Origin of the sequence: Flavobacterium sp. CF136 (assembly GCF_000282055.1) — a bacterium.
GTDB lineage: Bacteria > Bacteroidota > Bacteroidia > Flavobacteriales > Flavobacteriaceae > Flavobacterium.
In genome coordinates this window covers 1-20,138 of sequence record NZ_AKJZ01000017.1, presented here as the reverse complement: position 1 = coordinate 20,138, position 20,138 = coordinate 1, and the positions used below count along the sequence as shown (strand labels likewise).

General features: G+C 31.5%; 19 protein-coding genes and 1 tRNA gene. 3 read left to right on the top strand and 17 right to left on the bottom strand.

Annotation, left to right across the window (positions count from 1 at the left end; translation table 11 throughout):
- Nucleotides 1-11: 11 nt before the first annotated feature.
- The 4 genes from PMI10_RS07525 to pdxA all read right to left on the bottom strand — a co-directional run bounded on the left by PMI10_RS07525 (nt 12) and on the right by pdxA (nt 3,085).
- Complete coding sequence (locus PMI10_RS07525; protein WP_007806302.1) at nt 12-1,010, bottom strand: beta-ketoacyl-ACP synthase III; 999 nt, start codon at nt 1,008-1,010, stop codon at nt 12-14.
- A gap of 172 nt (nt 1,011-1,182) precedes the next feature.
- On the bottom strand, nt 1,183-1,377 hold the full coding sequence (gene rpmF / locus PMI10_RS07520) for a 50S ribosomal protein L32 (RefSeq protein ID WP_007137315.1): 195 nt from the start codon (nt 1,375-1,377) through the stop codon (nt 1,183-1,185).
- 9 nt (nt 1,378-1,386) lie between these two features.
- Entirely contained in the window at nt 1,387-1,929 is a 543-nt protein-coding gene (locus PMI10_RS07515; protein WP_007806297.1) for a YceD family protein, read from the bottom strand.
- 106 nt (nt 1,930-2,035) lie between these two features.
- Complete coding sequence (gene pdxA / locus PMI10_RS07510) at nt 2,036-3,085, bottom strand: 4-hydroxythreonine-4-phosphate dehydrogenase PdxA (protein ID WP_007806296.1); 1,050 nt, start codon at nt 3,083-3,085, stop codon at nt 2,036-2,038.
- Between the two features lie 58 nt (nt 3,086-3,143).
- Between pdxA and PMI10_RS07505 the strand changes: the two genes are divergently transcribed.
- Nucleotides 3,144-3,734, top strand: a complete 591-nt coding sequence (locus PMI10_RS07505) for a riboflavin synthase (protein ID WP_007806294.1) — start codon at nt 3,144-3,146, stop codon at nt 3,732-3,734.
- 26 nt (nt 3,735-3,760) lie between these two features.
- Here the strand turns inward: PMI10_RS07505 and PMI10_RS22040 are convergent, their stop codons facing one another.
- The 7 genes from PMI10_RS22040 to PMI10_RS07470 form a co-directional block, all read right to left on the bottom strand.
- On the bottom strand, nt 3,761-3,994 hold the full coding sequence (locus PMI10_RS22040; RefSeq protein WP_007806292.1) for a hypothetical protein: 234 nt from the start codon (nt 3,992-3,994) through the stop codon (nt 3,761-3,763).
- A gap of 438 nt (nt 3,995-4,432) precedes the next feature.
- Nucleotides 4,433-4,924: a hypothetical protein gene (locus PMI10_RS07495; RefSeq protein WP_007806290.1), complete on the bottom strand. Its 492-nt coding sequence runs from the start codon at nt 4,922-4,924 to the stop codon at nt 4,433-4,435.
- Nucleotides 4,914-5,846: a hypothetical protein gene (locus tag PMI10_RS07490; protein WP_007806288.1), complete on the bottom strand. Its 933-nt coding sequence runs from the start codon at nt 5,844-5,846 to the stop codon at nt 4,914-4,916. Before PMI10_RS07490 ends, PMI10_RS07495 begins: the two co-directional genes overlap by 11 nt.
- Nucleotides 5,847-6,017: 171 nt before the next feature.
- A tRNA-Ile gene (locus PMI10_RS07485) sits at nt 6,018-6,091 on the bottom strand.
- Between the two features lie 136 nt (nt 6,092-6,227).
- On the bottom strand, nt 6,228-6,632 hold the full coding sequence (mce, locus tag PMI10_RS07480; protein ID WP_007806286.1) for a methylmalonyl-CoA epimerase: 405 nt from the start codon (nt 6,630-6,632) through the stop codon (nt 6,228-6,230).
- Nucleotides 6,633-6,649: 17 nt separating this feature from the next.
- A complete protein-coding gene (locus PMI10_RS07475; protein ID WP_007806284.1) occupies nt 6,650-8,995 on the bottom strand; it encodes a hypothetical protein in 2,346 nt (781 codons plus the stop codon).
- Nucleotides 8,955-9,938 carry a hypothetical protein gene (locus PMI10_RS07470; RefSeq protein WP_238539457.1) on the bottom strand — a complete coding sequence of 328 codons (984 nt, stop codon included), beginning with the start codon at nt 9,936-9,938 and terminating at the stop codon, nt 8,955-8,957. Before PMI10_RS07470 ends, PMI10_RS07475 begins: the two co-directional genes overlap by 41 nt.
- A gap of 209 nt (nt 9,939-10,147) precedes the next feature.
- Between PMI10_RS07470 and PMI10_RS07465 the strand changes: the two genes are divergently transcribed.
- Nucleotides 10,148-11,842, top strand: coding sequence for an Ig-like domain-containing protein (locus PMI10_RS07465; protein ID WP_007806280.1), 1,695 nt, complete (start codon nt 10,148-10,150; stop codon nt 11,840-11,842).
- Here the strand turns inward: PMI10_RS07465 and PMI10_RS07460 are convergent.
- The 6 genes from PMI10_RS07460 to PMI10_RS07435 all read right to left on the bottom strand — a co-directional run bounded on the left by PMI10_RS07460 (nt 11,839) and on the right by PMI10_RS07435 (nt 18,358).
- Complete coding sequence (locus tag PMI10_RS07460) at nt 11,839-12,606, bottom strand: amidohydrolase (protein WP_007806278.1); 768 nt, start codon at nt 12,604-12,606, stop codon at nt 11,839-11,841. The two genes, PMI10_RS07465 and PMI10_RS07460, sit on opposite strands and share 4 nt — an antisense overlap.
- Before the next feature lie 116 nt (nt 12,607-12,722).
- Nucleotides 12,723-13,574 (bottom strand): hypothetical protein, encoded by an 852-nt coding sequence (locus PMI10_RS07455; protein ID WP_007806275.1) that lies wholly within the window; start codon nt 13,572-13,574, stop codon nt 12,723-12,725.
- A gap of 150 nt (nt 13,575-13,724) precedes the next feature.
- A complete protein-coding gene (locus tag PMI10_RS07450; protein ID WP_007806272.1) occupies nt 13,725-14,738 on the bottom strand; it encodes a hypothetical protein in 1,014 nt (337 codons plus the stop codon).
- Nucleotides 14,739-14,841: 103 nt separating this feature from the next.
- Nucleotides 14,842-15,588: a succinate dehydrogenase/fumarate reductase iron-sulfur subunit gene (locus PMI10_RS07445; RefSeq protein ID WP_007806271.1), complete on the bottom strand. Its 747-nt coding sequence runs from the start codon at nt 15,586-15,588 to the stop codon at nt 14,842-14,844.
- 92 nt (nt 15,589-15,680) lie between these two features.
- Nucleotides 15,681-17,681, bottom strand: a complete 2,001-nt coding sequence (locus PMI10_RS07440; RefSeq protein ID WP_007806269.1) for a fumarate reductase/succinate dehydrogenase flavoprotein subunit — start codon at nt 17,679-17,681, stop codon at nt 15,681-15,683.
- A gap of 11 nt (nt 17,682-17,692) precedes the next feature.
- Nucleotides 17,693-18,358: a succinate dehydrogenase cytochrome b subunit gene (locus PMI10_RS07435; protein ID WP_007806265.1), complete on the bottom strand. Its 666-nt coding sequence runs from the start codon at nt 18,356-18,358 to the stop codon at nt 17,693-17,695.
- A 353-nt stretch (nt 18,359-18,711) separates the two neighbouring features.
- On the opposite strand from PMI10_RS07435, the gene PMI10_RS07430 reads away from it, so the two are divergent.
- A complete protein-coding gene (locus PMI10_RS07430) occupies nt 18,712-20,073 on the top strand; it encodes a hydroxymethylglutaryl-CoA synthase family protein (protein ID WP_007806263.1) in 1,362 nt (453 codons plus the stop codon).
- Nucleotides 20,074-20,138: the final 65 nt, after the last annotated feature.

Sequence of the window (20,138 nt, the reverse complement as noted above, 5' to 3'; positions counted from 1 at the left end):
TTAGTTTTAATTTATTTTTTATCGTAAGCCCATTTTAGGTAAATAGATCCCCAAGTGAATCCACCACCAAAAGCGGCAAAAATAATATTATCTCCTTTTTTGAATAAGTGTTCAAAGTCACTTAACACTAATGGCAAAGTTGCCGAAGTTGTATTACCATATCTTTCGATATTCATTAATACTTTAGAATCTTCAAGATTCATTCTGCTCGCAGTAGCATCAATAATACGTTTGTTTGCCTGATGCGGTACTAACCAATTTACATCTTCGTTTGTCAAATTGTTTCTTTTCAGAATTGTATCACTTGCATCAGCCATATTGGTTACAGCATATTTAAAAACAGTTTTTCCATCCTGAATAATATTGTGTCTGTTTTGCTGAACAGTCTCTAAAGTAGTTGGTACAAGAGAACCTCCGGCAGGAATTTTTAGAAAATCACGGCCTACACCATCGCTTCTTAAATATTCATCCTGCAAACCTAATCCTTCATAATTTGGTTCAAACAAAACAGCTCCTGCTCCATCTCCAAAAATAATACAGGTTGTTCTGTCTGTATAATCAACAATAGATGACATTTTATCAGCACCTATCAATAATACTTTTTTATATCTGCCAGATTGTATGTAAGCTGCAGCAGTTGACATACCATATAAAAAACTGGAACAAGCTGCCTGCAGATCGTAAGCAAACGCATTTGTTGCTCCAATTTCAGTTGCAACATAAACTCCTGTAGCGGCTACCGGCATATCTGCTGTAGCTGTGGCCATGATAATCATATCAATCTCTAATGGATCAATATTAGCTTTTTCTATTAAATTCTGTGCTGCTTTTATGGCAAGAAACGAAGTTCCTTTATCAGCATCTTTAAGAATTCTTCTTTCTTTTATTCCGGTACGAGTAGTAATCCATTCATCATTAGTATCGACCATTGTTTCTAATACTTTGTTCGAAAGCACAAAGTCTGGAACATAAGCTCCAACAGCGGTAATTGCGGCTGTGATTGTATTCATTATATTCTATTATTTCTTTTCAAATACTACTACTTGAAAAATTTTTAAAAGACTTGAAAATTACAAAAAAAAATCTAAACGTATTGTCGTAAATTTCCTTAAAAAAGAAAGTTATATCCAACAAAAAAAACTCTCACATAGTGAGAGTTCTAATATCATTTACAAAAACGTATTAAGCAACCGCTACAGATTTATCGATAACAACTTGCCCTCTGTAATACATTTTACCTTCATGCCAGTAAGCTCTGTGGTATAAATGTGCTTCTCCAGTAATAGGACATGTAGCGATCTGAGCTACAGTAGCTTTATAATGTGTTCTTCTCTTATCTCTTCTTGTTTTCGAGATTTTTCTCTTAGGATGTGCCATTTTACTATATTATTTATCCGTTAATAGTTTCTTTAATTTGTCCCAACGCGGGTCAATATCTTCTTCTTCTTTACTCTCTTTCTTTTGTTCTTTTACTGTTAATTCATTCAGTTTTGCTAAGGCTTCGGTTTGTAAACTTCCGTCTTTTACACCTGGGTGAACTCGTTTTAGCGGCACAGACAACGCAATCATTTCATAGATATATTGTGATACATCTAATTCATATTCTCCGTGAGGCAAGATCAGCAATTCTTCATTATCATTATTAAACTCGTCTCCAAAACGAACGATGAGCTTCATCTTTCCTTTTATAGGCAAATCAAAATCTTCACTGGTTAAATCACAAGGCACATTTACTGTTCCTTTATGTTTGAAATCCAGTTCCAACATATTGCTTTTCTTATCTAAAACTAAACTGACTTTGATATCTGAATTTTGAAATTCATCGTAATCAAAGTCCTCAAAGAACTCTTTACTAATTTGATACTCAAAATGGTGTTTTCCTAACTTTAATCCCACGAAAGGAATTAAAAATTCTTTTGTTTTGCTCATTTCAACATCAATTTGATCAATTCATACTTAAAACACAGATACCTGAATTGGGGTGCAAAGATATAAAATTATTATAAAACTAATAATCTTATTCACCTTTTTTTGTTTATAACTGTTTTTCTTTTATTTTAAGAGGTTTTGCACTAATCTCTTCATACTGATTACGCGAACGAAAAATATCAATTGCAAGATAAACAGCTTCTTTAAAAGAATTATAATCTGCCATGTCTTTTCCTGCTATATCATAAGCTGTACCGTGATCCGGCGAGGTTCTGACCTTGTTTAACCCTGCAGTATAATTGACTCCTTTTCCGAATGATAATGTTTTAAACGGAATCAATCCCTGGTCGTGATAAGTTGCCACAATAGCATCATACTTTTCATACTGACCACTTCCAAAAAAACCATCTGCCGGAAACGGACCAAAAACCATAGTTCCACCGTCAAATATTTTTTTCAAAACAGGTTTTAAAATCAAATCATCTTCTTTTCCAATTACACCGCCATCACCTGCATGTGGATTTAATCCCAAAACAGCAATTTTTGGCTTTACAATACTAAAATCCTGAACTAAAGACTTTTTAACCGTTTCAATTTTTCTTATGATCAGTTCCTCTGTTAAATGTGATGAAACTTCGTTTAGCGGAACATGATCTGTCAGTAAACCAACTCTCAAATCCCCCTGTACCATCATCATCAATGCATTCCCTTCTAATTCCTGACCTAAATAATCTGTATGTCCCGGAAATTTAAAATCTTCCGACTGAATATTATATTTATTGATAGGTGCTGTAACTAAAACATCAATCAAATCTTCTTTTAATGCTTTTGTTGCCGCTACAAATGATTTTATAGCATATTCTCCTATTTTCTCATCATTGACACCAAGATTAACATCAACTCCTTCTTTCCACAAATTGAAAACATTGACTTTTCCTGGCACAACCTGATCTAATTTATCAACTCCATGAAACTGAACAGTCGAAGTAAAGCTCTTTTTTACAAAAGAAAGTATCTTGGCATTTGCAAAAATAACCGGTGTACACAATTCTAACATACGAGAATCTTCGAATGTTTTCAATATAACTTCGCTTCCAATACCGTTTAAATCTCCTATCGAAATTCCAACAATTATATTTTCTGCTTTTTTATTCATGAGCTCCAATTATTTATTACTAATTTTGATGTGCAAATTTAGTAAAATAAAACCAACAATGTTTACAGGAATCATAGAAACCTTAGGAAGGATTCACGAAATACAAAAAGACCAAAACAATCTTCATATAACTGTTGATTCATCTATTACAAACGAATTAAAAATTGACCAAAGTGTATCCCATAACGGAATCTGCCTGACAGTTGTTGCTATAAAAGATTCTTTTTATACTGTAACAGCTATTGACGAAACGATTTTAAAAACCAATATCGGAGACTGGAAAACTGGCGACATTATTAATTTAGAAAGAGGAATGAAGCTTGGCGACCGTTTAGACGGACATATAGTACAGGGTCACGTAGACCAAACCGGAACGTGTATTAAAATTGAAGAAGCCAACGGAAGCTGGAATTACACTTTTGAATACGACAAAAACCTGAACAATATTACTATTGAAAAAGGCTCTATAACCGTTAATGGAGTTAGTCTTACAGTTGTAAATTCTAAAACAAATGAATTCAGTGTCTCTATTATACCTTACACTTACGAGAACACTAATTTCAAAAATTTCAAAGTTGGAACAAAAATCAATCTTGAATTTGATGTGGTTGGAAAATATATTTCAAGACTTTATTCTATAAACAAATAGTTTTGTAAAAATACAAAAGCCTCAATTTACATTGAAGTTTTTGCACTTAACCTATGCTTGTATATTACATATATTCCTAATAAAAGTGCTGCAATTGCTAAAAGCAATAAATTACTATCAATTGGCAAATCAGGTTGTGGTTCCGGACCTAGTGCAGCTGCACTTTTTGCCGTTGAAGCTGGTGCGGGTGGTGCTGAGGCAGCAAAAACATTTACTATGCCTAACAAAAATACAATTGCAATTTTACTTATCATTTTCATAAAAACCGAAATACTTTAAAATCTTAGTATACTTAAAAATGTTTTTGTAACCTTTGGTAAAAGCGTGGTTCTTTCACAAAAAATCCGAAGCAAATGTATTGTTTTTTCTCCAAAAACAACTATTAAACAAAAAAAAGCTTTATAAAAATTTATATGGAGCTTTTTGCGGTCCTTACACCAGCTATAATTCTATCAAATCTTATCAAATAATAAAGCAAATTAGTTTTTAAATTCTCTAAGTTTAAACCACTAGAGCAAATAATTTTTACGAAGAATTATATTAAATTTATTAATAAGTGAGATTTAAATATAAGCATCCGAAACCAAATACATATAATTTGCTGTTAATATAAATCTTAAAATAATAATGAAAAAAGTCTGCCTTAATAAGCAGACTTTTTTCTCATTTATTAAAATATAAAAATGGGATGATTCAATTTAAGGATTTCTACTTAAATTTTCTATTTCCACCTCCAGTTTCTTTTTTTCAAGTGCTCGAATTTCATCATCAATTTTTTTTGTTGAGTTCCATTTTTTGAAACCATAAAAAATCAGGAACACACCTAATGGGAAAAACAACCAGAAAACTATACCATAAATAATTATATAAAATTTTCTTGATTCTAATTCAAGAAATTTATTTTCACACGAAATTTGATTAATTGAATTTTCATATTGGGATTTTTGAATGAGTATTAATGAACTTGAAGTAATTCCAGACTTAGCATTCTTCAGAATATCAACATTTTTTTTATTATCGTTAATTTTAAATTCCAGAATTTTAAGTTCATTTTTTATTTTTATGGTAAGTATTTCTAATTCTTGCTTTTCTTTTAATGGATAATAAACCGTTAGGGTGATTAATAAAATCCCCACCGTAACTAAGTATTTATACAAATTTTCTGAACCCGAAAAGAAACTATTTTCCATTTGAAAAAGTATTATTAAGTTCGCTAGTATTCACTTGTAATGTATCAATATCCTTGCCTGTTTGCAATAACACCTTTTTATTTTTATTAATAATTTTTTGAATTTCAATATCATCTTGATTATCTAAAGTTCCACAAGAAACTGCAGTAAGCAAAAAGGCAAGAACTGCTAATGATTTACCTGCTTTAATTAATTCAATAGTTCCTTTTGATTGCAAGTTAATTTTAACAAAGAAATCATCAAGATTGTCATTAAATCCTAAATCTTCATTAATATTATTAATTAAAATATTAATATTATCCATTAGGCTTCGCAAATCCTCAAAATTTATATTCTCCTCTTTCTCAATATTAAGAACAAAATGGGTTTCGTCTCCTTTTTTATACAAATTTCCAATTACTCTATCGATATATGGCGCAAAACGTTTTATATTACTAATTGAATGCTGATTAGACTTTACTTGATAAAAAATTGGATTTAGGCTTTTAATATTTTTTATATCTATCCACTCTATCTTTCTTCTTTTAAAATGAGTTCCATTTTCAACTAAATTACTTACTTCGTATGCGTTATCATCTATAACTCTTCCAAATGCTAATTGATTAGAATTCCTACTTGGAACTACAACTATATCATTTTTCTTTAAGTTAATAAAAGTTTTAATTTTATTATATGCACTAGTAATTTTCATTTTATCCCGTGGATTCTCAGGATCAAATTTACTTTGCAATGCTATTTTATTTTTAATATAACTTTGATTATTTTTTAAGATTTCATCTAGTGTAAAATAATCCCACCCAATTGCAATGTATTCCCCTTTAGTAAACTCATAAAAGTGTTCACCATAAGTTGTTCTTATAAACCAATAATTTACGTTACCACTAATATTATCAACTTTTGCTAAAATTTCCTTAATCTTCATTCCGCTAAATATTTCATCAATATTAAATATAAAATTTTAAATTACATTTGTTTTAAACAAATAATTACTTACAAATTTAAATAAAAATAAAAAAATTGGCTTACTAATACGTCCCTAGAAATAAAAAAGCCTTACAAACGCAATGTTTATAAGGCTTTTTAAGTATTACCGTGGTCCCACCTGGGCTCGAACCAGGGACCACCTGATTATGAGTCAGGTGCTCTAACCAGCTGAGCTATAGGACCGGTTTGAGGTTGCAATATTACTACTATTTTTTATTCGTTCCAAATATTTTACAGTATCATTTGTACTTAAATTGAATATTAACAATTCTTATTTAAAATTAAATTGATTCTCAGGCAATTATTAAACCTTCAAAAATCAGCTAATTTCCTGACAAAGCTCCACCAAAACACCATTTGTGTTTTTAGGATGCAAAAAAACAACTAATTTGTTATCGGCTCCTTTTTTAGGAACTTCATTTATCAAAACAAACCCTTCCTTTTTTAATCGTTCAATTTCTGCAAAAATATCTTCTACATCAAATGCAATATGATGAATACCTTCTCCTTTTTTTTCTAAAAATTTAGCAATTGGGCTTTCCGGATTAGTCGCCGCTAAAAGTTCAATTTTATTTGTTCCGGTCTGAAAAAATGAAGTTAAAACCCCTTCACTTTCTACTTCTTCAGATTTATACGATGAAACTCCCAATAATTTTTCAAATAAAAGATTAGATTCCTCCAAATTTTTTACTGCTATCCCTATATGTTCAATTTTATTTACCATTGCGTTTATTCTAAATATTATTGATTCACATATGTATTAAAATAACCACATTCTGCAATGACATCCTGATAATATTTTGTATCTGAATATTCTTTTCTTAGTGTTTTGAATCCAGGCCAAGCTATGAAATTAACTTTGTCATCCTGGACTTCCCACCAGCTGTTTACTTCATTGTATTTTTTATTATAGTATTCGTTTCGCTCACATTTAGACAATAAGTAAACACATTTTGCCTTTTGCTCTTTTGTTGTCGCTGCTTCAAACGCTTTTTGATAATACATTTTTGGCAAGTCACAATTAGTAATCATTTTTTTTATGGAATCCCTAAACGAATATGGACTCGATCCATAGCCGACAATATTTATTTCATAAAATCCTCTCCCGTTTCCAAAATGTGTAATGTTATAAAATGCATTCCCCAACAACAAACTGTTTGTATACACATCTTCTTTCTCTGCTAATTTATCCTGCATCGCTTTTATTGTATTCAGGAAATCAATTTGAGAATATTTCTTTTTTTGATATGCTGCGTGATCACAATCATGACAATCTTTAATGTTTCCATTAAATGGATTTCCTGAAAATATTTGATACTGAACCGAATCTGTTTCTTTTATGAAAGCAATTGCTTCAGGGATTTTGTTCTTAAAAGTTGCTTGAACTGCCTGAAAATTATTAATATCTTTCAGTTTTAAACTATAAATTCCAGCAGCAATTTTCTCGATTTCAGATTTATTTGACTTAGCCAAAAATGCTTTCATTGCTAATAATTCTTTTTCATTATCATAAAAAGAACTTCCACCATTCCAATAATCTTGAGAATTACCAAATAATTCAGCCATAACAGGATTTGATTGCTCTTTATAAAGTACAGCCAAATATTTTTTGCTCCATGCAACAGCATTTTGATAACGGAATTCTTCTCCTTTATATGTTTTAGGAAGCTCCTGATACAGCCAGTTCAAATCAGTCAGAATTGTTTTTTCGTTTTTCGAAGTAAGTTTGTCAATTTTACTCAAATTATTTACAAATCGAAGCAATCTTAATTGATAAGTTGAAAGCTCAGTTTTTGGCATTGTTTTCTCAGCCTTATCAAAATTGATATCCGCTTTTGTAAAATCGGCTTTTAGAATTTGTAAATACCCCAAAGCGATATCCCACAAATAAGGTTTTTCAGTATTTCCGGCAGAAGCTATTTTTGAGACTAAATCGAAAGCTTTATTATCAATTTTGCTTTTATTCAATTCTTTGTTTTCTATAACAGTTTGCTGTTTTCCCGCCACGTTTTCCTTTGCACTTTCATAAAATGAATTATTAATTCCCTGTTCCTGTTTATTGACCAATCTCGTCAGCAAATAATTTAAATGCTCACTTTTAGGATCCAATTCATAAATTTTCGCGATAGCCTGAATTTCATCCTTATAAAATCCATGAATTGCCCAAAGTGCTGCTTTTTCTTTATTGGCTTTAGCCATAGCTAAAGATTTATTCCAGTCAGCTTCGTTTTGAGGATGAAAACAGTAAGCGGTTACGATTCTCATTTCAGGGCATTTATCAAAAACCTGTGCATATAAATAATTGGAAACTGCATACTTTTTCTGCTTGTAATTTATTCCCGCTACATAAGAAAGAGCACGATAATACAAAGCATTTTTAGGAGCAGCACTTTCTGTTTTATTAAAAAAGACTATTGCTTTTTGTTTGTCATTACTATAAAAACGTGCTTTCATGGTAAGAAACCAATATCTGTTTTTTAAGAATGAATCTGAAGTCGTATTATAAACATTTTCAATTGACTGAATCATTTTTTGATCATCAAAAGTTTTTGCTACAACGGGATCATAGCTCCAATAACCTTCACCGACAGAAACTGTTTCTATTTTTTGTGCCAAATATAAAAATTCAATAAATCCCTTGATTTTATTATCTTTTAAGCTAATTTTTTTACCCCATTTCAGAGAGGTTTTATTTTCTTTTTTTGTTTTAAAAAAAATATGAAGCTGTTCTACTTCAGTCTTATTTTCTAAAGTTCTGTCTTTTTCATCATAAGATTTTGGTTCATCAGCACCAATCAGGAAATAGCTTATCGTTGCAGCATCTGCTTTTCCTTTCAGATACATTTGCCAATCTGATTTTATATCATCATTAAATCTGGAATTATGTTCAGTGTCAAAACCGATTCCATAAAAGATATCACCTGACAAAAAAAGCGGTTTATATGACTCATCAACAAATGTTTCGGGTGTGAAATTGGAATCAAAATAACCAAAATCTCCATCGGCACAGGCATAAATTATTCCATAAACAAAAAGCAGGGAAGTACTAGAAATAAGAAACAACTTGCTTAAAAATATTTTTTTCATAGTTTTTTATATTGAATTCGTCTAAATCGTAAAATATAATTTCTTTTGGGGGCTTAACTAAGTTTTCTTCCAACTCATTTGCCATTTGTATTAAATCTTCTGAAGAAACTGCTTCTGTTTTCAATAAATCATTTTCTTCATAAAAAGTTCCATTTTCATAATTTGAGTGTTTAACCTTAAAAAAAACGGGACTTATCTGTTCAAAATTTACATCTTTTTTAAGGGATGAAACACTGAGTTTCGAACGTAATCCAATTACTCTTTTATTTCTGATGTGAACTGACCAGGAGTAAATGGGCAATGCAAAATCAAGATGTAAGGGATATTTTTTCAAGCTTTTAAGATATCGTTCAGCAATTTTCTTATCATAAATAGAATTTAACGAATCTACAGCGATTTCCCCCATGTTATAATACATCAAAACACCGGAATCGACATTTGGTATTTTGGTTTTCTTAAAATATTTTACCTGATGCAGTCGTATTGTTGCAGAGAGTTTCTTCTTCGAAAGTTTTTTAAAAATTGCAATAAACTTCAAATAATTGTCTTTACTTGAAAGTGTCCAATCGCAATCAATTTGAATTTCTTTACAGTTGATTTTATTTTCAGAATTAATTTCATTTACCAATCCAACTGCTTTCCGGGCCAAATCGTCAATATCAAGATTTGATTTGAGCATCACTTTATTTTTAATATAAATGACAGGAACAATATCAAAACCATTCATTTTTTCCTGAAACCGAATAGGGCTTAAGGGAATGGGGTTTTCATTTTTTGGATGTAAATCAATATCGAAATAGCGGATATAAATTTTATGTACATTATTCTCCCGTATAACTTCTTTTTCTGTTTCAGATAATTTAAAAATCGTTTTCCAGTAATAAAAAGAAATAACCGGCTTATTATTTTCATTACATGAAATCAATAAAAAAAATAGTAACACCCAAAAAAAGCCTTTTTTCAAACCTGATAAAAATTAAATTCAAGCTCAAATGTAAGAATATTGTACGTCATTTATATCCTGACTGATATTTCTTTTTTCTTAAGTTAAGAAACAAATTTCTGCGAATTGCTAAAACCTAATAAAACGATAAAAAATTTCGATTAAAGCAAATATAATTGTTATTTTGTGGAATTAAATCACAAATCGTTATGTTGAAAAACAGTTTAAAATATTTTTCTTTTTTATTAGTATTTTTAATGGTGAGCTGCGCAAAGCGTGGCAGCATAACAGGAGGTTTAAAAGATACCCTTGCCCCAATTTTAAAATCAAGTTCCCCTAAAAATTTCAGTACCGAATTTAAAGGTGATGAAATCATTTTGACATTTGATGAATATGTGAAACTCAAAAACCTTAATAAACAGCTGATTATTTCACCTCCAATGAAAAATCCGCCCATTATTACCCCCTCAAATGCAAGTAAATTTATCAATATCAAGATAAAAGACACTTTACAACCCAATACAACTTACAGTCTCAATTTTGGAGAAAGTATTGCAGATAATAACGAAGGAAATCCTTACAACCAATTCAAATATGTTTTTTCGACAGGTACATACATTGATTCACTTGCTTTAAACGGAAGAATTAAAGATTCTTATGACAAAACACCTGATAATTTTGTCTCAGTAATGTTATATGAAGTAAATGATAAATTTAAGGATTCTGTTATTTACAAAGAAAGTCCTCGATATATTACCAATACTTTAGACAGTTTAAGGACTTTTAGATTAGAAAACTTAAAAGCAGGAAAATATCTTTTATTAGCGTTAAAAGATAAAGGAGGCAATAACAGATTTAATCCAAAAGATGATAAAATTGGCTTTATCAAAAATTACATTACAATTCCGAATGATACTGTGTTTGAATTAGAATTGTTTAAGGAACAAATTCCGATAAAAGCTTTCAAACCCATACAAGTTTCGGGAAACCGATTATTGCTTCCATATGAAGGAAAACAGAATTTCAAAAATTCAAAACCTAAAATTGTCCTTAAAAACAATACTGAAATTCTGGAAACCATCATAACCCAATTTCCAAAAAAGGATTCCCTGCAAGTTTGGTACCAGCCAATAAAAGTAGATTCCCTATCACTGGAAATCAGTAAAGAAAATTATGATAAGAAGTTTAATTTTAAAATTAAAAACCAAAAGAAAGACACATTAAACATAACTGCCCTGCAAAATGGCATTATACATTTCCGGGACAGATTTACACTCGAAACGGCCACTCCGCTTGTAAAATTTGACAAATCAAAAATAAAACTAATCAACAAAGATTCTCTTGCAGTAGATTTCACAACTGAATATGATGAATTTGAACAAAAGCTATTTATTGATTTTAAAAAAGAACCTTCAGAGAAATATAATTTCACCTTTTTACCGGGGGCATTAACCGATTTCTATGAAAAGTCAAATGATACACTATCGTACAAATTAACTACAAAAGCAATTGATGAATACGGAAATCTTACCCTGAATTTACAAAATGTAAAACGTTTTCCGATCATTGTTCAATTAACCAATAAAAAAGGAGATATTGTACTTGCCAGTGACTATTCTGAAGGCAAGACAAAATTTGAATTCCCACTTTTAGAGCCCAATGTGTTTTTTGTTCGCGTGATTTATGATGATAACAAAAACAAAATGTATGACCCTGGAAACTATTTAGAAAAAAGATATGCCGAGGAAGTTAATTACTATCAGAAAGAAATAGATGATGTTCGGGCAAATTGGGATTCCAATCATACTTTTGATTTAAGTATTCAATACAATCCTGACATTGAAAAGAAACAAGATGAAAAAAAGATGAAAGATGAAAAAAAGAAAAAGAAAACTGCTTTCTAATTCTTAATTTCAAAAACATCTTTATCACTCAAAAAATCAAACTTTTTTCGGGCTTCCAACATTGCATTTTTATCTAATTTAACCATAAAAACACCTTCATTTTCTTGTGGTCCTAAAACTGGATTCCCAAGAAAATCAATAACTTGCGAATGCCCGTTATGTTCATAATCATGCCCATCCACACCTACTCTGTTTACTCCTGCAACATAGCTCAGGTTTTCGACTGCACGTGCCTTTAGCAGAATATCCCAGGCCTGAATTCTTGCTTTTGGCCAGTTGGCAACATACAAAAGCAAATCATAATTTTCGACATTTCTGGCAAATACAGGAAAACGTAAATCATAACAAACCTGCAGACAAATCTTCCAGCCTTTATATTCAATAATTTGTTTTTTGATGCCAGCTGTGTAGATTTTATCTTCTCCCGCCAACGTAAACAAATGTCTTTTATCGTAAAATTGAATTTCTCCTGATGGAAAAACAAATATAAATCGATTATAGAATTTATTGTTTTCAGTAATAATCAGACTTCCTGTAATCGCACAATTTTTACTTTGAGCAATTGTTTTCATCCATTGAATAGTTTCCCCCTGCATCGTTTCAGCCATTTCTGAAGCCCGCATAGTAAATCCGGTTGAAAACATCTCCGGCAAGACAATTAAATCAACATCTGTGCTTATTTCGTTTATTTTAGCCTCAAAATTAATTCTGTTTCTCTGAGGATTTTCCCAAACGAGATCAGATTGAATAAGTGCGATTTTCATTTTGCTTAATTTTCATATAAAGATAAAAAAAACGCATTCATTAATTTGAATGCGTTTTTAAGACAACTATTTTTTTGACATAAACCTCGTTCGGTCTTTCTTCTTTGACTTTTTGATTAGTAATAATAATAATTCATCGTTGTTGTAGTAGACGGAGTTGTAGTGTCTGCGTAATAATATTTTTCTACGGCTTTTATAATATTTTTATTTTTATCATAAGTGTTTTCAAATTGAACTGTTGCCGTGAGTTTATCAGTATAAGAATCATATATATTTATCTTTTTTAAATTATTGACAGATACCTGACTTCCATAGCAGTATCTAAATGCATCTGGTTTTACTCCTGATAAATAATGATTCCCCTCGTCATGTTCTATTTTATAATATTCGTCTGAAAAACCCGTACCTGGTGCTTCATAACGAATTAAATTCCCATTGGAGTATTGAAAAAACTCCTCATTACCAACATCTGAGACATCAGAACACACTGCATCATCATCTCCAGTAATCGGAATATAATGTTTTATAGACGTCAGACCAAAATTCGAATAGGTCTGACTAATTCTATCGATTGAATTTGTTACATAACCCGATTCCTTTTCTTTTCGATCAATACAAATATTAGTAATCAATCCATTTGTATATTCCAGCGAATTCAATTGTTCTATTACATCAGAAGGACTGGATGTATAGTATTCTTTTAAATTCCAACTAATCATTTTATTAGTAGAATCATAATTAAATGTTGTTTCGTAAAATTTCGCCTGATCTTTTACAGTTACCTTAGAAACATTTCCTGAACTGTTATATTCATATTCACTTGTTTTTATTACCAAACCGTTTTGAATTTCTTCAATTTTTTTTATTCTGTTAGAAGATGATGAGTTTGAGGAATCATCTGATGCTGAATCACTGGAACAAGCGATTACAAAAGAAGTTAGCAACAATAATAGTAATTTTTTTTTCATATATATTTAAATTGATTTTACAAATGCTTTTTTATTTAACAGGAAAAGCATTGGTTTTCAAATATAAACAAAATTTTAAGATTATGACTAGTCTTAAATAATCGATACGGATTATTAGACAAATATATTTAATTAAACACCTGTAAGAAATTATTTAGCATCTATAGCTTTATTAATTTTCTTAAAATCATCATCTTTTAAATTGTATGTCAAACCACTATAAAGATAATATGAAGGATCTCCAGTTTTTGCATTTACAACTTGCAGATATTTATTAGCGTTCATACTAACATATCTTAAATAATATATTTCTTCATTATTTAAAATTTTCTTTTCCAAGTCCTCATCTTTTATAAACTGAAACTTGTATTTATAATCTTCTAAAAGTTTTTTGATATCCTTTTCATCCCTAAGTTTTTCTGAAAATTTCCAAGCATTATATTCCATCATATACGCTTCAGGAATATAAAGTGTGTTGTCTTTTAGATTCTTAATTTCTGGTGTTGTAAAGTCATCATGAAGACCTAAACTTTCTCCTTTACTGACAAATTGATTAATCAGTTGAAAATAATTTTTCAGCATTCCCAAATTGGTATTTGTAAAACTTTCTTCAGTATACATTTTATTGTAAAGTTCCACCATTTTTTCGTCTGGAAACTTTAATTTCATAAGATCTATCGACCCTAAAGCCTCTCTTAAAAATTTATTATTAACACAAAGAGGTGCCCTTGCTATATAAATTAAATTTTCATTTATAAGATCTCTCACTTTTTTGTTATATTTTTTATCATCAATTTTAAGTTTTTGAAATTCCTTTTTAAACTTTTCCCTATCTAAAATACTGACAACTAAATTAGTATGAAGATATGTTGTTCCTTGTGAAGTCCTAGAAAGATCTCCGACAAATTCAGCAAATGAATAATTACCCTCAACAAAATCTAAATGATTAAAATCTTTAAAATCTACTACTTTAAAAGAAGTTATAGTCCAAACTTCTTTTAGTATCTTTTCATATTCTTCCTTCTTATTTAATTGAGGTAAGACAAAAATTGTAGTTGTGCTTTTAAATTTCTCTAATTGTCCTTTTTCAAATTCAGTTATAGCTACTTGTGAATAATTCTTTATGCTTGAAATAAGCATAAAAAACAGTAAAACTCTTTTCATTATATAATTTGTTTCGGTTTATAAATATTGTAAAATAACATAAAAAAAAACGCATTCAAATTAATGAATGCGCTTTTTATAAAAAACTATGTGTAGTAGTTTATTATCCTTTTAAACTTGCAGCTAAATATTCACGGTTCATACGTGCGATATTTTCAAGAGAAATCCCTTTAGGACATTCTACTTCACAAGCTCCTGTGTTGGTACAGTTACCAAAACCTTCTGCATCCATTTGGTGTACCATATTTAAAACACGGTCAACTGCTTCTACTCTACCCTGAGGCAATAAAGCATATTGAGATACTTTTGCCGCAACGAATAACATTGCTGAAGAGTTTTTACAAGTTGCAACACAAGCTCCACAACCAATACAAGCAGCAGCATCAAATGATTTATCTGCGTCATCTTTGTTGATTGGAATTGTGTTGGCATCGATAGTATTCCCTGAAGTATTTACCGAGATAAATCCTCCCGCATGTTGAATTCTGTCAAAAGAACTTCTGTCAACAACTAAATCTTTAATTACCGGGAAAGCTTTTGCTCTGAATGGCTCAATAAAAATGGTGTCACCATCTTTAAACATACGCATGTGTAATTGACAGGTTGTAACTCCTCTGTCCGGTCCGTGTGCTTCTCCGTTGATAAATAAAGAACACATTCCGCAGATTCCTTCGCGACAATCGTGGTCAAATGCTACAGGCTCATCTCCTTTGTTGATTAATTGTTCGTTAAGAACATCAAGCATTTCAAGGAAAGACATATCTGGTTCAATTCCGTCGATTGGATACTCAACTATCCCTCCTTTATCTTGGGCGTTTTTCTGACGCCATATTTTTAATGTAAGTTTCATACTGTTTTAGTTTGAAGGTCATTAAGTCGAAAGTCGAAAGTCAGTTGACATTTAGTCGTTTGACTTTAAGACTTTTGTCTTTTGACTAATTGCTATTTGTAACTACGCTGTACTAATTTGATGTTTTCATAAACCAGAGGTTCTTTATGCAATACTGCATCGCTTGGTTTTCCTTTATATTCCCAAGCTGCAACATATGCAAAATTCTCATCATCACGAAGTGCTTCTCCTTCTTCTGTTTGATATTCTTCACGGAAGTGACCTCCACAAGATTCATTACGGTGTAAAGCATCTTTTGCGAACAATTCTCCCAACTCAAGGAAATCGGCAACACGGGTTGCTTTCTCTAATTCCTGATTAAATTCGTTAGCGCTTCCCGGTACTTTTACGTCTTTATAAAACTCTTCGCGTAAAGCAGCAATTTCTTCGATAGCTTCAGTCAAACCTTTAGCATTACGAGCCATACCTACTTTATCCCACATGATTTTTCCTAATTTTTTATGGAAATAATCTACAGAATGAGTTCCTTTATTATTGATAAATCTGTCGATTTGATCTTTTACATTTTTCTCTGCTTCTACGAATTCAGGTAAATCTGTAGAAATTTCTCCCATTTTAATATCCGGAGCAAGATAATCTCCGATAGTATATGGCAGTACAAAATATCCATCAGCCAAACCTTGCATCAAGGCAGAAGCTCCAAGTCTGTTTGCTCCGTGATCAGAGAAGTTAGATTCCCCGATTGAGAAACATCCCGGAATAGTAGTCATTAAGTTATAATCAACCCAGGTTCCACCCATTGTGTAGTGAACCGCAGGGTAAATCATCATTGGCGTTGTATAAGGATTCTCATCAACGATTTTCAAATACATTTGGAATAAATTTCCGTATTTGCTTTTCACTATTTCAGTTCCTAATTTAGTAACCAATGCAGTATCATTAGCATCTAAACCTTTTACATAGGCAGCTTCTGTACCATAACGTTTTATAGCTGCAGCAAAATCCAGATAAACCGCTTCACCTGTTTTGTTAACTCCAAAACCAGCATCACATCTTTCTTTTGCAGCACGGGATGCAACGTCACGTGGCACTAAGTTACCAAAAGCAGGGTATCTTCTTTCCAAGAAATAATCTCTTTCTTCTTCAGATAAATCTGTTGCTTTTTTCTTTCCTTCACGAATTGCCTGAGCATCTTCTAATTTTGCAGGTACCCAAATACGACCGTCATTACGTAAAGATTCAGACATCAAAGTCAGTTTTGACTGGTGATCTCCTGAAACCGGGATACATGTTGGGTGAATTTGTGTATAACAAGGATTTGCAAAAAATGCTCCTTTTTTATGAATTTTCCAAGCTGCTGTTGCATTACTTCCCATAGCATTTGTTGAAAGGAAAAATACGTTTCCGTATCCTCCTGAACCAATAACCACAGCATGAGCAGAATGTCTTTCTATTTCTCCGGTAATTAAGTTACGAGCGATAATACCTCTCGCTTTTCCATCAACAATTACTAAATCAAGCATTTCGTGACGGTTGTACATTTTTACTTTTCCACGACCAATCTGACGGTTCATTGCAGAATAAGCTCCTAACAATAATTGCTGTCCGGTTTGTCCTTGTGCATAAAAAGTACGGGAAACCAAAGTTCCTCCAAATGAACGGTTATCTAGCAATCCGCCATATTCACGAGCCAATGGAACTCCCTGAGCCACACATTGGTCAATAATATTAGCCGAAACTTCTGCTAAACGGTGAACGTTTGCTTCACGTGCACGGTAATCTCCTCCTTTTACAGTATCGTAAAACAATCTGTAAACTGAGTCACCATCACCTTTGTAATTTTTTGCTGCGTTGATACCTCCTTGTGCCGCAATTGAGTGCGCACGTCTTGGTGAATCCTGAAAGCAAAAAGCTTTTACGTTATAACCCAGCTCAGCCAAAGTAGCCGCAGCTGAACCTCCAGCCAAACCTGTACCAACGATAATAATGTCTAAATTACGTTTGTTAGCAGGGTTTACTAAATTAATATGATCTTTATAATTTGTCCATTTGTCCGATATTGGACCTTGTGGAATTTTTGAATCTAATGCCATTATAATTGATATTAATTATTGAAATGATGAACTAAAGCGATTATGACGAAAAGTGCTGGTACAACTACCGCAAAACCATAACCGAATTTATTTAAGAATCTGGAATATTTATTATTCATTCCCATCGACTGAAGAGAAGAACCGAATCCATGCCAAAGGTGAAATCCTAATAACACAAAAGCTACACAATAGATACCGGTACGAATTGGATCGTGAAATTTATGTACTAACTCTCCATAATATCTTGTTGCATCCGGCGCAGTACCTGCTACGTATTTATAGGCAACTTCCGGAATCCAAAAATCATAAAAATGCAATCCTAAGAATGCTAAAATAACCAATCCCGAAATAATCATATTTCTTGATGTCCATGATGCATTTGCAGCGCCATTGTATTTCGCATAAGAAATTGGCCTTGCTTTATTATTTTGAACAGTTAATACAAATCCCATTACGAAATGGAAAATTACACCAATTGCCAAAACAGGTTGCATTACAAATTGAATTAGCGGATTGTATCCCATAAAATGTGACGCTTCGTTAAAAACATCTTCACTAAAAATAGAAATTAGATTTAAGGAAACATGCAGCGCTAAAAACGTGATTAAGAACAGTCCTGAAAGCGCCATCGCAACTTTCTTTAAGATGGACGCATTCAATAGTGCAGATTGTGCCATAAGAGTTTAAGTAGTTTGTTTTAAAAAATTAAGCAAAAATAAACCAAATACACATCAACTACAACCATTTCGCTGTTATTTATAATGATTTTAAAATACATTACGTATACGTATTTTTACGTACAAAAAAAGCAAATAATACATTTATTTATTATAAAAATTTTCAAATATATAATTAAGATCGTTTATTTAAGAAAATATGTACCTCGCAAAAAAATAACAAAAATTTACAAAATTATTATTTTAATCAAACTTTTGATTTGATTTGATCAAAAGTGCCTGAAAAGAGTATTTTTGTACCCTTAAAAAATTGCCATTTCATGGTATAATTCTACGCTTCTAAAAAAATGAGAATGAAAACAGGAATTGATGCTATTTCTTTTGATGTAGCCAACATACACTTACCCATCAAAACTTTGGCTGCAGCCAGAAATATTGAACCAGAAAAATTAGAAAAAGGTCTCGGATTAATTAAGATGACTTTACCGGATGCTCATCAGGATGCTGTCGTTTTTGGAGCTAACGCTTTAACAAAACTGATAATTGACAATCAAATAAATCTTTCCGAAATAAGCAGAATTTATGTAGGTACAGAAAGTGCTATTGACAGCTCTAAGCCTATTAGTTCTTTCTTAATTAACTTAATGGAACAAAAGTTTGGCGAAGATTCTCTAGCCGAATGTGATGTTGTCGATTTTACTTTTGCCTGTATCGGCGGAGTTGATGCTTTGCAAAACTGTATTGATTTTGTAAAACTGAATCCGACCAAAAAAGCAATTGTTGTTACAACTGATTTTGCGAAATACGATTTAAATTCAACCGGAGAATATACACAGGGTGCCGGAGCATTAGCAATGTTAGTGACTTCAAACCCGAGAATTATTGCTTTTGATGAAAACTGGGCAACAAGTACAAAAGGTGTTTTCGACTTTTTTAAACCTTACAGAAGTGTTTCGAAAGAAGCGATTAATCAAAACGAAAACAACGATCCCTGGTTTGATAATTTAGAAGCCGAAATCGAAATCCATAAAGACCAGCCGGTTTTTGATGGTCAATATTCAAACCAATGTTATATGGACCGTACTCGTAATGCGTACTTTTCATTCAAAAAATTAAAAAACACAACAGAAACTTTATATAATTCATGGAACAGCATTATCATGCATCTTCCGTACTCTTTTCAAGGCAGAAGAATGTTGTCTGAAATTTATGCTTTAGACAGTGCGGATAAAATCATTTCAGAAAATATAGAGCCTATAGATTATCAGAATAAAATTAAAGAAGTTGGAAAATCTGATGAATACAAAAAGTTTGTGACTGAGAAATTACAGCCTGCAGAATTGGCTTCATCATTAATTGGAAACCTTTATACAGGCTCTATTTTCATGGGATTACTATCGACGTTGGCTCATTTTTACGATACTAAAAAAGATATTGCAGGGACTAAATTCGGATTTTTAGCTTACGGAAGCGGATCGAAATCAAAAGTTTTTGAAGGAACGATTCAGCCGGAATGGCAATCGGCTTTAGCAAAAATCAAACTTTTTGAAAACTTAACCGAAAGCACAGAAATTGGTTTTGAAACTTACGAAAGACTTCACAAGAAAGAACAAAAACAAAGTGTTCGATCTCCTAAAGACGAATGGGTTTTAGACCGAATCGAAAAAGAGATTCCACATTTAATTGGCGCTCGATATTATAAATGGATCGATTAAATTATTTGAAAACCGAAGCTTTAAAAAAGCTTCGGTTTTTTTATACATCATCTTGTCATTGCTGT